Below are 12,664 nucleotides of genomic sequence, written 5' to 3'. Positions count from 1 at the left end.
AGAAATGTCTGAACTAAAACAAAGTTCCACAGAATCAAGCGGAACCCACGCACCAGAATCACACGGTGCGTCACCGGAAGAAGAGGCTCGCGCAAAACTAAAAGCCGGCCAGGTCGCTCTAAAAAAACTACTGGCCCCAGTGCAAACAACCATCTACTTCGCACAGTTTCTCGCGCTTATATCCTCGGTACTCGCCGTAGCACCCTACGTCGCGTTGGTGGCACTGGGAAATGCTCTAATCGACGGCAATACTGATGACGTCGCGTCCATTGTGAAATGGCTACTTGCTGCATTTTTGGGCCAGCTATTCTTCTATTTCCTTGCCCTTGCAATCACCCACTTCGCTGATGCAAAGTTGGTGGGGATTAACCGGCGCCGAATTATTACCGCTATTGCGAAAGCACCACTCTCGTGGTTTAGCCAGACTAATTCCGGCAAAGTCCGCAAAGCCGTCGAGGACGATACGTTAACTCTGCACACCCTGACAGCCCATGCTCCTGTAGAGAAGGTCGCCGCGATCTTTACGCCCCTCGCGCTTCTGGTTTATGCCTTTATCTTGGATTGGCGCCTTGGTCTACTTTCTATTGCCACTGTGCCCATTTTCCTAGCAATCCAAGCATATTCAATGAAAGATATGGGCACAAAAACTGCGGAAATGGATAATTATCTGGGTGAGGTCTCTGCGACTGCGGTGGAGTTCTCCGAAGGTATTTCCGTCGTCAAGGCTTTCGGCACCGTTGGCAAAGCCCACGCTCGATATCGCGAAGCTGCCCAAAAATTCGCGGAATTCTATTACGAGTGGGTACGTCCGCTTCTGCGTGTTTCCGCAATCTCAGAGTCTGTGGTGGCGGTTCCTGTCCTCATCCTTATCAATCTAGGAGTCGGTTCCCTGCTGATAGCTGGTGGCTATGTCACGGTCGCTGAAGTCATCGCAACAACGTTAATTGCGCTGGTGCTCCCGGGCACGATTCAAACCGTCGGCCAAATGATGTGGTCTTACCAGCTCGCTGGCAATGCGGCGTTGCGCCTTGATGAAGTCATGACAATTTCCCATGTGAAAGAAGGCCAAAAGAGCCTCGATGCCAGTAGTCAAGACATGGAGGTGGAGTTCCATAAGGTCAGCTTTAGCTACGCCCCAGACACACCAGTCCTCCAAGACTTTTCTGCGCAACTAAATGCAGGCACTGTCACGGCATTGATTGGCCCCTCCGGGTCTGGCAAATCCACAGCAGCAACGATGTTGGCGCGTTTCCAGGATCCAGATTCGGGCACAATCACTATCAACAACGTGGATATCCGTGATCTCACTTTCGACAGTTTGTACCGCATTGTGGCTTTCGTCTTACAAGATCCTCACTTACTGCGTATGAGTATTCGGGAAAACATTCGCCTTGCACGCCCAGAAGCCCGCGATGAAGAGATCTGGCAAGCCGCAGAGGCTGCGCACATAGCTGCTGATATTCGCGCTTTACCGGCTGGGCTCGACACCGTTGTTGGTGAGGACACCTCTTTATCCGGTGGACAACAGCAACGCATTTCTATTGCCCGGGCAATCATTACCAATGCCCCAATCTTGATCCTGGATGAAGCTACTGCGGCAACTGATCCTGACTGCGAAGCAGAAATTCAAGCAGCTCTAGCCACACTCGTCAGAGGCAAGACCGTCTTAGTCATCGCCCACAAGCCGGAGTCCATCCAAGGAGCAGACCAAATAATCTGCCTCAAGCCTATGAAGGATAATTCTCATGTCTAATGCCACTACGCCTGTTAGTTCGCGTCTTCGTGATCCGCTACTCACTCGCAGTGTCAAAAAGCTGCAAAGTCCTGTAGGCCATAAGCTCAATAAAAGGTATGCTTGTCTATCGCTTATCGTTGGCGTGCTTGATGGCCTCGCCGTTCTCACGCTCGTGCCACTTACAAAGGCACTCGATGGGGATACGACGATCGCACCATGGATGTGGACGCTTTTGGCAATTGCGCTCGTAGCTTTTGCGCTACGATTTTTCGCAACCATGGCCTCTTACCACACGGCCTTGGATTTCATCCGAGCCGCGCACACGACTGTGGGCGATAAATTAGCAACGCTACCGCTCGGCTGGTTCGTACCGGCTAATACCGGCGGCCTATCTCGCCTCGTTTCAGATCGCTTTATGGTGGCGGCCGAGACCATTGCGCATATTCAAGGAACGATATACCGCGATAGCGCGGCACTTGTCACCTTGTTAGTAGGAGCGTGTTTCTGGAACCCGAAGCTGGGCTCGGTCCTTCTTATCATCGCACCATTGGCGCTCGTGGTGATGCAGTTGGCTGCATGGATTCGTGAGAAAGCATCGAACCGCGCACTGGGGCCGAGTAAAGAGCTCTCCCAGCGCATCGTAGAATTTGCTAACCGTCAACCAGCCCTGCGCGCGGCAGGACAATCACAAGTTTTTGCGCCACTAGAGCAAGCGCTAGAAATCGACCATAAAGCACGAATACGCGAGCTATGGGTATCCACATTAGCTTTGCTACTCAACGGCATAGTAGTGCAGATCTTCATTGTGGCTCTCATTATGGTCTCCGCGGATCTTGCCGTTGAAGGCGCCCTATCGCCACTAGAAACAATTGCGATCATCGGAATCAGCTTGAGGTTTACCCGCACGCTTGAGCAGCTGGGTTCTTCTTTCGTCGGTTTAGATGCCGGCCGTATCGCGCTCACAGAAACTGAGCTCATCACCGATGCCCCTTCCCTACCGGAACCCACTACTCCGCGCCCAGGCGATGGTTCGGGAAGTGTAGAGCTGCGTAATGTCACGTTTGGATACGGCGATAAACCAGTATTGGTAGATATCGCTTTCCATGCTCGACCAGGCACCGTTACCGCCATTGTCGGTCCTTCTGGCTCCGGAAAGACCACAATTGCGCGCCTTATTTCGCGATTCTGGGATGTAGATTCCGGGGCGGTGATGGTTGACGGCGTAGATATCCGCGAGCTTGGAACCGAACAGTTAATGTCCAGACTGTCCATGGTTTTTCAGGATGTCTACCTCTTCGACGACTCGTTAATCGCTAATATCCGCGTTGGTCGTCCCGACGCCTCCGATGAGGAAGTCTTCCGCGCAGCTGATCTTTCAGGCGTGACTTCTATTGCCAACCGCCTAGGGTGGCATACTCCTGTTGGTGAAGGCGGTCGGCTTCTATCCGGTGGTGAACGCCAGCGCGTATCTGTAGCTCGCGCGCTTCTCAAGCAAGCGCCGATTGTACTCTTTGATGAGGCTACCTCCGCGCTCGATGCAGAAAATGAGGCAAACATTCTTGCTGCGATGGACGAGCTACGGGAGCAATCTACTTTTATTGTCATCGCCCATAAGCTGGATACAATCAAATCTGCTGATCAAATCGTAGTCTTGGATGAACACGGGCAAGTCAGCCAGCTGGGCACGCATTCTGAGCTTTCCGATGTCCCCGGTATCTACCGTCACTTCTGGCAGCAACGCAAAGCAGCACGCGGGTGGAAAATCAGTTCGGGACGCGATTAACGCGGGCACCGAGATCGGCGTTGTTTGCGGGGGCACCCTTCTCCCCCATTACGTTGTTGGCAGTTCCGCTTGAAGGAGCCCAGGATTCGTACTCCTAGCCCCATGCTGGGGCAGGCTATGTTTATCTGCGTTCCTTCTGCCTTGTGGCAGTGGAACTAGTCGCTGGCTTCGGTATGGCTTGTTTTTGTCCCTGTCTGAAAATGATCCGGGGGGGGATGCCGCCGAAGGCAGTGGCATACTCCAGACTGCTAATAGGAACCTGACCCGCACAGAATGTGCGAGGTCTCAAAGTAATGTGGATGCCAGCGTGAAGTATGTCCGACCACCAGCGATGAAATAAGTCCCATACTCATTCAATTCGCTAGGAGGTCTGGCATGACCTACGACTATGTCATCGGCATGGACGTCGGTAAATACTTTCACCACGCTTGCGTCTTAGATATCGACGGCACCCAGGTGCTATCTAAGCGCATCAACCAAAACGAAAAATCCCTGCGCGTGAGGTAGCTGACTGGGGTGTATTGCTCCATAACTTCAACACTGTCTACCGCAGGTGGATGGACGAGAGGACCAGGGTTAAAGACCCTGATACAGGAAATTGGACATGGGTATGGACACATTCCAACGTGCGAAAGGCCTACAACAGTCTGAACCATCTATGGCGCCAAGGCATGCTCTTTGTCTACATCAATCAACCTAAAGGCGTCTTAGAACCTGCCCGCATCAAATCTACGACCAACAGTCTTGAAGGCGGGATTAACGCTCGCCTGAAAGAGATTGCGCGTGCTCACCGGGGCAGAACAAATGAACACCAGCGCAAAATGCTGGACTGGTGGCTGTACCTAAAAACAGAACTGCCCGACGATCCACTACGCATCGCCAGACAGTCCCACTGGGGCCAGGACCAACTCGCCAAAGTATCCATCCTGACCCACACCGAGAACCAAGCCGACCACGAAACAGGACGACCAGCCCTCTACGACAACGGTATCGACACCGAGTACACCCACTCAATCGGCATCCAAAAAGGCCAAATCTAACCCCAGCGACACGCCGAGCCAGACACACATTTTGACCCTTAACCCGCTAAAATCCGCCCAGGGCCATCACAATAGAAAACCCCCGCCTCAATGTGAGTCGGGGGACGGAGGGTGAACGGTAACTAGTTCAGACCCGGGATCTGCGGCAGCTTCGGCTGCGGGATGTTAAGACCGAAGATGCGGTTGATGGTCGGGATGAGGCCGTAGGCGGCACCGCCGACGACTGCAATGACGGCGATGATGGGGAGGATAACCTTCGCGCCACGGCTGGAGCCTGCGAAGAAGGCCGCAGCCATATCGTCGGCAGAAGGCTCCTTCGTGTTGGTCGGCTTAGAAGGCTTGGTCGGCTCGGTAGGCGTCGTAGTGGAGCTCGACGGCTCTTCCTCCTTCACGGCCGGGCGCGCGGTGAGCCACTCGTCGGAGTCCAGAACGCCCTGGGTCAGGCGGGTCTCACCAATCCAGCCGTACCACGGGTCCTGCGGCTTGCGGCTATCAAAGCCAGCGCCCATAACCCACTGCAGGTCGCGCGGGAGGAGGCCTTCAGCACCCTTGGCGTTGCGCAGGATGGGTGCACCGTTGATGAACATCTCTACGGTGTCGGAATCCGGCTTGTTGACTACGGCGATGTGCATCCACTCCTCGGTGGGAACCTCGTGGGACCAGACAGTCGAACCTTCGCCTTCCTTCGGTTCCGCCCACCAGCGCAGCTCACGGAGGTTAGAAATGCCGAACATGACGGTGGGGTCGGTGTCCTCGGATCCGTCGACAAGCTCGGCGATGCTGGAGTCGCGGGAGAGCGCACTCCCCCAGCCGTGCTCAGAGCCGTTGAAGTCCTTCGGAATCTTCACGAAGGACTCAAAGGTGTAGCCCTCGGAGGTATCGACCTTGTTGATCTCCGCGCCTTCCTTGGACCGAAACTCTGCCATCGCGAGCTTGCCAGCTGGGTCGGACCAGTAGAGGGAGCCAGAATCAGAGGACAACGGGTGGTGGTCCTTGGTGTAGGTGATGCGCTCACCCGTGTTGGAAGGACCACCCTCGCGAACGAGGTCACCGGCACCATCAGCACCGAAGACATCCGGAATGACTGCGCCTTCGGTGGCCACGTCGCCGTCGGCAAGCTGCTTGCCGTCCGTGTTCTTGGTCTGCCCCGGGCGCCAGTGGAAGACGGTCTTGTCGGACTTCACGAAGTCATTCGGGCCCTCCGGCAGCTGGTCCTTCGGGATGGTGTACGGGGTGTAGCCTTCCTCAGCGATGTCGCGGGCCTTCTGACCGAGGTCCGGGTCGTTTTCATCGCCAATGGTCCAGTCCGGGGCGAAGTCAGCGAAACGCTCCTTGAAGTTGAGCGGCACGTGGTAGCTATCGCCCTTGCCATCGAGGATGAGCTTGTCGAACTGCGTGAGCTCTTCAGCCGGCTTCTGCGCGACCCACGGGGACAGTGCGGTCATCTCCAGCTCGTTGCCGGAAAGATCGAACTCGAGCACGCCGAGTAAGCCATTGCCGCCCTGGTAAGCCATCTGGTAGTCCTGCAGGATGCCGATGACGTCGTGGCCTGCATCGTTCTTGTCCACGCGGTAGCCCGCGCCGTGGTGGTGGCCGCCCATGGTCAAGAAGATCTGGTCATTCTTCTTGATGAACTTGTCCCACAGGCCCTCGCCATAGTCCTCGGAGTAGAAGACCTCGCCGGCACCATCGATGTTGAGAACCTCGTGGCTGGTGAGGATGACCGGCAGGTCTGGGTGCGCATCGAGAACACCCTGGGCCCACTCGAGTGCTTCATCATCCGCGCGCCAACCCAACGCCAGGACCAGGTACTTCTGGCCCTCAGCCTCAAAAATGTGGTACTCAGAGTCGTTGTTGACTGCGGTGTGGCGCTCCTGGAAAGTATCCGGGTTGGCGGCCTGAGCGCGCTCGGCGCTGAAGTAGTCATTGTACGGGTGCGCCGAACCATCCTGAATCATGTCATGGTTGCCCGGCAAGATGGAGTAGTTCAGGTCGGAATCATCGAGGACCTTCATCGCCTCATCAGCAACCTTCCACTCCCCTTCGACGTCCGCCTGGTCCACCACGTCACCGAGGTGGGTAGCGAAGTCCATGTTGAGCGCCTGCTGGTTCTTCACCAGCCACTCGGTCTGCGCCTTAAAAGGCTCGCTACCGTAGCGCGCTTGCGCCAGGTTGCCGGTTTCCGGGGTGGAGTAACGGGAATAGAACTGAGTATCCGGCAGCACACCGATGCTGAAGCGCGAACCTAGGCCTTCCACCGACTCATCGGCAGAAGCAGGGACAATAAGGAACGTACCGGCCACCGAAGCGGTGACCACGGTGCCGAGCAGGCGGCGAAACGTCATAGATCTTCCAATCACAGTGAATAAAATCAAAAGAGACACCAGAAATGTATTCTGCGCAGCTTGCACCCACGTAACGACCGCATGAACGCCCGTTTAAAAGATTATCCGCCGCTAGGATGAACGCTCATGAGCAATATCACGAAGAAATACAACGTCGATGTCACCCGCGTAGATACCGGCCACTACCGTGCCACGAATGCTGCGGGCGCGACCCTCGAATTCGGCTCGGGCGAGGGACTACTGAGTCCGGTCGAGCTGTTGCTCGCTGCCGTGGCGGGCTGCTCGGCCGTGGATGTCGACGTAGTTACCTCCCGGCGCACGGAGCCGGAGCTTTTCGACGTCCATGTGGAAGGCACCCGCGTCAACGAGGACGGCGCCTCAAGGCTGAGCGACGTCGACGTGGAATTCTCCCTCCGCTTCCCTGATACCGACGCCGGCCGCCAAGCCCAGTCCATGGTGGATCGCCTCGTGCGCATCTCCCACGACAAGGACTGCACCGTGTCCCGCACGGTAGAAAACCCCACCAACGTCACGTTCCGCACGACCCAGCCCTAAGGCTGCACGCCTTAAGCGCCTGTGGGGCGCTTTAAGCGAAAGGGTTATCGTCGCGCGAGGGGTTCTCCTCCCACGATTCGGCGAAGGGGTTGTCCATGGTTTCCTGCATAGTGTGGGAGTCATCCCCGAAGGGGTTGCGCCCAGCATCGCTGCGAAGGCGGCAGTAGCGCTCCAGGTCCGCCTGTGCCATATAGCCCAGCTCTTCGCCGTCCACCACGAGCCAGGGAAGCGGGTTCGGATCCACCATGCGGCGCGGCTGCCCTTGGTGTGGCGAGGACAACATGGTGCGGATATCCGTCCGCGCTTGGTCTAGTTCCCCGAGGTCTTTCGGGCTCATTGAGGTTTTTATGGTCTTGCCGCCGCCGGTTCCAACCACCTCTGCCTTGAGCATGCTAAAAGAAAAGACTCCTGAAGGAATCGAGGGATTGCGCATGTCCACCTTGTCGAAGGCAAGGACATCGTCATCGTCAAAAACCAGAATGAGCCCTTGCGGGGTGATATACACCCAGGCCTCGTGCTGCATGTCAACGTCTACCCGGTAAAACCCGATGATCGGCTCGTCCGGCTCCAACAAACCATAGGCGTTGAGTTGCATCGTTCCCACGCCACCGCACTGCGCAAAGCCGTGATCCCACAGGTATTTCACCTGCCCTTGCAGCAACACTTCCCACAAGCCACGAATGAAGTCAGACAGGAGAGCCCCGTATTTATTGGCTAGCGGCTTGTGGATGCGCAAGTAGCCCGAGCGGATCTCAAACACGATTGGGTACGTCAGGGGCAGTGATTCGACGAAGGCCTCATCGATGTGCAGGCGGTCATTATTCGCCTCGATGAATTCTTCCGCGGGGAAAAGATGCTCCACCACGAGGGTGTTTCCTTCTTCACGGGTATCGAGGATCCACTGAGAGTTCCGACGGCAGTTCTCGATGTAGCCCTGAAGCGCCGCTTGCACCTCAGCATCGCTGAACTGCTGGTGGTTCAGCCGGAACACGCTGTCGCCCTGAATGAAACGCATTCTCAGCTCTTCAGTCATACTTATTCCTCCGTCTTTGGGTGCTCAGTGGTGAAATTTTAGACCATTGTGACTAAAGTTATCCCAGATACTTTCTTTGCGTTCGCCTTCATCGTCGCACTCAGCCCTCTAGGAGAACTCCACTATGTCTCTGTCCCGCCGTTCACTTATCAAAGCTGGCGCTCTCGCGCTGACCGCCGGCGCCATAGGCAGCCAAGCACCTGCCGCCCTCGCTGTGGGCCCAGCTGTGGGCACCATCATTGACTTCTCAGCCGGTGTCCCTTCTGCGCGCGCGATCAAGGCCGCAGGCCACCTTGGCGCCATCCGCTATGTTTCCCAGCGTCGCCCCGGCGCCGACTGGATGAAGGGCAAGCCGGTCACGCTGGCGGAGACGAAGGCCAACGCTGCTGCCGGTCTGAAGACCGCCTCCATCTACCAGTTCGGACGCGCCGACACCGCCGACTGGCTCAACGGCGCTGCGGGCGCTGCGGTCCACGCCCCGCAGGCCATCGCCATCCACAAGGCCGCTGGTGGGCCGACGGGCCGCCCGATCTACATCGCGATCGATGACAACCCCACCCGCGCTCAGTATGAGAACAAAATCCGCCCTTACCTCAAGGCCTTCTCGACGGCGCTGAGCGCCGCTGGCTACCAGACCGGCGTATACGGCAATTACAACGTCATCGACTGGTGCGTCAACGACCGCATTGGCCAGTTCTACTGGATGCACGATTGGGGCTCGGGCGGCAAGATTCACCCGCGCACCACCATCCACCAGAAGGCAAAGAACCAGGCCACCATCGACGGCGTGACCTGCGATATTAACACCGTCTATGCCAATGACTGGGGCCAGTGGACCCCGGGCCAAGGCGCGGTGACGCCGCCCAAGGTCAAGGACATCCCGGCCGTGCCGGACAACGTCTCGCTGCCCAACATCACCCTGCCGGATCCCACTGGTCGAGGCTCCAGTGTGAGCAGTGATGGCATCACCATTGCTGGTTCTTCCATCAGCAATGACCAAGTGCGCGGCGCGGTGGATATCCTCAACACCGTGCGCCAATCCATGGGCTAATAGCCATCCCGGGGCGCGATATTCTAGCGCACCCCGGGGGTCTTCGAGGCCGACGTCTTAGACGTTGGCCGAGAAGACGGTGCAGAGGAAGACGGCTCCGAAGAGGAAGATGTCGCGGCAGCCGATGTCGCTGTCGTGGAGGTCGCAGTGGGCGCAGCGCTGGACGTCGTCAAGCGCGTGGCAACAGCACCAGGATTAGCCAGCGCCTCCTTGTTCAGGTTGTTGCCCTTCACCAGGTTTTTACCGGTGATCTCCTTGCGTACATAAGACGTCAGCTCCTGAGCGCTTCCTTCGATGGACGCAGCCACGACGAAGTTCTCTCCAAAAGACACCGAGGAATGGCGGTCCTTGCTGTCCGACCATCCCCACTTAGAGCCCACGACGTCGCTCAGCTTCGCGGTGCCGTAGTTCTGTTGATATCCGTCGGCCGATACGGCATCGGCGTGTGACATCGCCACCAGCACAGGATGGGTCGGATCATCCTCCATGAGCTGAACAATGAACCTCACAACGTCGTACGTAGAGGTCATGGAATGCCCCCAGTCCTCCCCCGCGGACGTGGACTCCAAGCCATATTCTTTAGCGATGGCATCGATGGATCGCGGATATTTCTCAAAGAGCTGTGCGGCGCTCTCGTCGGAGGAATCAGCAATCATATCCAGTGCTACGTACTTGTCCTCGAAAGACCCGCGTTCCAGCACGTAGGTTGCGATGTAGAGCTTGATCAGGCTCAACGCATAGCGCGGCTGGTGTTCAGTGGTCGAGCCCATGTGCATGCCAGTCTCAATGCGGTAATACGTGATGGCCTTGGACTCATCGCCCTTGAGGAACTGACCTACTGAGTCCGGGACAGCGGCCAGCTGCAACTGGCCTTTCCGATGTGTGATGGGGCCAGGTTTGCGTGCGCTGGTCTGCGCTGAACCGCCAGCCGTGGAGTCTTCTTCGTGCGCTGGCGAGCACCCGACTAGAGAGGCTGCTCCGAGTACGCACGCCAGAAGGGCGGCGCCAGCTCGCACTGACGCCGCCCTGTGAGAAGGCTGAGAGTAAAACACGATGTTTGATTCTACTCGCTACCACCTGAAACGGTGTGATTGAGGCGTTTTAGTGATCCACCGGAGCCTCAACACCCACGCCGGTCAGGGAGCGAACCTCCATCTCGGCGGATAGTTCTTCCAGGTTGTCCGGCGGGGTCATGATGGAGACGATCCAGCCGGCGAAGAAGGCCAGCGGGATGGTGACCAAACCCGGGGAGGACAGCGGGAAGATGGACCAGTCGGCGTTCGGGAACATCGAAGTCGGGGTACCGGAGACTGCCGGGGACAGGAAGATGAGCACCAGGCAGGAGATAACTCCGGTGTACATCGACGCCACGGCACCTGCGGTGTTGAATCGACGCCAGTACAGGGAGTACAGGATGGTCGGCAGGTTGGCGGAGGCAGCCACAGCAAAGGCCAGAGACACCAGGAAGGCAACGTTTTGGGTCATGGCCAGAATGCCCAGGATGATGGAGACAATGCCCAGGACGACCACGGTGATTTGGGAAACGCGAACCTGCTCAGCCTCAGTGGATTCACCGTTGCGGATGACAGAGTGGTAGATATCGTGCGCGATGGAGGCCGAAGCAGTGATGGCGAGGCCGGCGACAACAGCCAGAACGGTAGCGAAGGCCACCGCGGAGATAACCGCCATGAAGATGGAGCCACCGATTTCCAGCGCCAGCAGCGGGGCCGCGGAGTTCGCACCGCCCGGTGCGGCGAGGATGCGGTCCGGGCCGACGAGTGCGGCAGCGCCGTAGCCCAGAACCAGGGTCATCAGGTAGAAGGCGCCGATGATGACGATGGCCCAGGTAACGGAGCGGCGAGCCTCGGTCGCGGTCGGCACCGTGTAGAAGCGCATGAGAACGTGCGGCAGGCCACCAACACCGAGAACGAGGGCAATACCCAGGGAGATGAAGTCGAGTTTCGTGGTGAGGTTCTTGCCGTACTTCAGCCCCGGCTCCATGATCTGGGAGGCCTCGTAGCCGCCCTCCTTGATAGCAGCGGAGCTAGCGTGCATATCAATGGCCTGGGTGAAGAGCGTGCTGAAGCCGCCCTTGAGCATGACGAAGGTGAGGATGCACATGATGACCACGCCGGTCACCAGAAGCACGGCCTTGATCATCTGCACGTAGGTCGTGCCCTTCATGCCGCCGACGAGGACGTAGACGATCATGAGGATGCCCACGATGCCGACGACGACGGCCTGCCACTTGAAGTCGTGAATATTCAGGAGCACGGCCACGAGGGAGCCCGCGCCAGCCATCTGTGCGATGAGGTAGAACAGCGATACGAACAAGGTCGAGATTGCCGCCGCCACGCGCACCGGGCGCTGCTTGAGGCGGAAAGACAGCACGTCCGCCATGGTGAAACGGCCGACGTTGCGCATCGGCTCGGCGACGAGCATCAGAGCAACGAGCCAGGCAACGAAGAAGCCCACTGAGTAAAGGAAGCCATCATAGCCATTGAGCGCGACGGCACCCACGATACCCAGGAAGGATGCGGCGGACAGGTAGTCACCGGAGATAGCCAGGCCATTCTGGCGGCCGGAGAAGCTACCGCCACCGGTGTAGAAATCAGAAGCTTCCTTGGTGGACTTACCGGCTTTCAGCACCACGTACATGGTGACGACAAGGAACGCCGCGAAGACTGAAATATTGAGAATCGGATTGCCGGCGGAGGATTCCGCTGCGGCCAAAGTAATGGTCTGCATTGTTTAGCCCTCCAGTTCCTGGCGAATGGCCGCTGCCTGCGGCTCGATGTTCTTATTGGCGTAATTGACGTAGATATACGTGATGATGAAGGTGGTCAGGAACTGGGCCAGGCCGAAGATGAGGCCAACGTTCCAACCTCCGCCAAGTTCGATTGCCATGAAGTCTGGCGCAAAAACGGCGGCCAGCACATAGAGGACGTACCACACAAAGAACGCCACAGTCATGGGAAAGGTGAACTTGCGGTACGTGCCGCGCAGCTTGGCAAACTGCGGGCTATCACGCATCTCGACGAACTCTTGCGGCGTTGGTTCGCGGCGCGAGTTAATCGAAGCAGGTGCGTCAGTCATGTCGCTCTCCTTACAAAGGGTCTTTT

Annotated in this window: 9 protein-coding genes and 2 pseudogenes; 6 read left to right on the top strand and 5 right to left on the bottom strand. The window is 57.6% G+C overall.

Annotation, left to right across the window (positions count from 1 at the left end):
• Positions 1–4: 4 nt before the first annotated feature.
• The 4 genes and pseudogenes from HMPREF2743_RS07335 to HMPREF2743_RS07320 form a co-directional block, all read left to right on the top strand.
• The gene (locus HMPREF2743_RS07335; protein WP_070818490.1) at positions 5–1,753 is read left to right on the top strand and encodes an ABC transporter ATP-binding protein; all 1,749 of its coding nucleotides are present in this window, start codon (positions 5–7) and stop codon (positions 1,751–1,753) included.
• Entirely contained in the window at positions 1,746–3,518 is a 1,773-nt protein-coding gene (locus tag HMPREF2743_RS07330; RefSeq protein ID WP_070683882.1) for an ABC transporter ATP-binding protein, read from the top strand. The genes HMPREF2743_RS07335 and HMPREF2743_RS07330 overlap by 8 nt, the downstream gene beginning before the upstream one ends.
• A 375-nt stretch (positions 3,519–3,893) precedes the next feature.
• Positions 3,894–4,016: pseudogene (locus HMPREF2743_RS07325) on the top strand (transposase); the annotation flags it as partial.
• Positions 4,017–4,018: 2 nt separating this feature from the next.
• A pseudogene (locus HMPREF2743_RS07320) lies at positions 4,019–4,558 on the top strand (IS256 family transposase); the annotation flags it as partial.
• 122 nt (positions 4,559–4,680) lie between these two features.
• On the opposite strand, the gene HMPREF2743_RS07315 reads toward HMPREF2743_RS07320, so the two are convergent.
• Entirely contained in the window at positions 4,681–6,903 is a 2,223-nt protein-coding gene (locus tag HMPREF2743_RS07315) for a LamG-like jellyroll fold domain-containing protein (protein ID WP_070818489.1), read from the bottom strand.
• 126 nt (positions 6,904–7,029) lie between these two features.
• On the opposite strand from HMPREF2743_RS07315, the gene HMPREF2743_RS07310 reads away from it, so the two are divergent.
• Positions 7,030–7,458 carry an OsmC family protein gene (locus tag HMPREF2743_RS07310; RefSeq protein ID WP_070818488.1) on the top strand — a complete coding sequence of 143 codons (429 nt, stop codon included), beginning with the start codon at positions 7,030–7,032 and terminating at the stop codon, positions 7,456–7,458.
• Positions 7,459–7,489: 31 nt separating this feature from the next.
• On the opposite strand, the gene HMPREF2743_RS07305 is transcribed toward HMPREF2743_RS07310, so the two are convergent.
• Positions 7,490–8,491: a hypothetical protein gene (locus tag HMPREF2743_RS07305; RefSeq protein WP_070710650.1), complete on the bottom strand. Its 1,002-nt coding sequence runs from the start codon at positions 8,489–8,491 to the stop codon at positions 7,490–7,492.
• Positions 8,492–8,615: 124 nt separating this feature from the next.
• Here HMPREF2743_RS07305 and HMPREF2743_RS07300 point away from each other — a divergent pair, with 124 nt between their 5' ends.
• On the top strand, positions 8,616–9,542 hold the full coding sequence (locus tag HMPREF2743_RS07300) for a DUF1906 domain-containing protein (protein ID WP_070710649.1): 927 nt from the start codon (positions 8,616–8,618) through the stop codon (positions 9,540–9,542).
• A 23-nt stretch (positions 9,543–9,565) separates the two neighbouring features.
• On the opposite strand, the gene HMPREF2743_RS07295 is transcribed toward HMPREF2743_RS07300, so the two are convergent.
• From HMPREF2743_RS07295 to HMPREF2743_RS07285, 3 genes are all read right to left on the bottom strand, one after another.
• Complete coding sequence (locus HMPREF2743_RS07295) at positions 9,566–10,558, bottom strand: hypothetical protein (RefSeq protein WP_371441231.1); 993 nt, start codon at positions 10,556–10,558, stop codon at positions 9,566–9,568.
• Positions 10,559–10,643: 85 nt separating this feature from the next.
• A complete protein-coding gene (locus HMPREF2743_RS07290; RefSeq protein ID WP_070818486.1) occupies positions 10,644–12,290 on the bottom strand; it encodes a solute symporter family protein in 1,647 nt (548 codons plus the stop codon).
• A 3-nt stretch (positions 12,291–12,293) separates the two neighbouring features.
• On the bottom strand, positions 12,294–12,638 hold the full coding sequence (locus HMPREF2743_RS07285) for a DUF485 domain-containing protein (RefSeq protein WP_070818485.1): 345 nt from the start codon (positions 12,636–12,638) through the stop codon (positions 12,294–12,296).
• Positions 12,639–12,664 lie beyond the last annotated feature (26 nt).

Origin of the sequence: Corynebacterium sp. HMSC036D02 (assembly GCF_001836165.1) — a bacterium.
In the GTDB taxonomy this organism is placed as follows: domain Bacteria; phylum Actinomycetota; class Actinomycetes; order Mycobacteriales; family Mycobacteriaceae; genus Corynebacterium.
Note: the sequence above shows the minus strand (reverse complement) of the source record. Positions and strands in the feature narration are given on the sequence as shown.

Excerpts from the sequence above, each read along its gene's own strand:
- HMPREF2743_RS07285 (WP_070818485.1), bottom strand. The coding sequence starts at position 12,638 with ATGACTGACGCACCTGCTTCGATTAACTCGCGCCGCGAACCAACGCCG.
- HMPREF2743_RS07335 (WP_070818490.1), top strand. The coding sequence starts at position 5 with ATGTCTGAACTAAAACAAAGTTCCACAGAATCAAGCGGAACCCACGCA.
- HMPREF2743_RS07315 (WP_070818489.1), bottom strand. The coding sequence starts at position 6,903 with ATGACGTTTCGCCGCCTGCTCGGCACCGTGGTCACCGCTTCGGTGGCC.
- HMPREF2743_RS07330 (WP_070683882.1), top strand. The coding sequence starts at position 1,746 with ATGTCTAATGCCACTACGCCTGTTAGTTCGCGTCTTCGTGATCCGCTA.
- HMPREF2743_RS07310 (WP_070818488.1), top strand. The coding sequence starts at position 7,030 with ATGAGCAATATCACGAAGAAATACAACGTCGATGTCACCCGCGTAGAT.
- HMPREF2743_RS07305 (WP_070710650.1), bottom strand. The coding sequence starts at position 8,491 with ATGACTGAAGAGCTGAGAATGCGTTTCATTCAGGGCGACAGCGTGTTC.
- HMPREF2743_RS07300 (WP_070710649.1), top strand. The coding sequence starts at position 8,616 with ATGTCTCTGTCCCGCCGTTCACTTATCAAAGCTGGCGCTCTCGCGCTG.
- HMPREF2743_RS07290 (WP_070818486.1), bottom strand. The coding sequence starts at position 12,290 with ATGCAGACCATTACTTTGGCCGCAGCGGAATCCTCCGCCGGCAATCCG.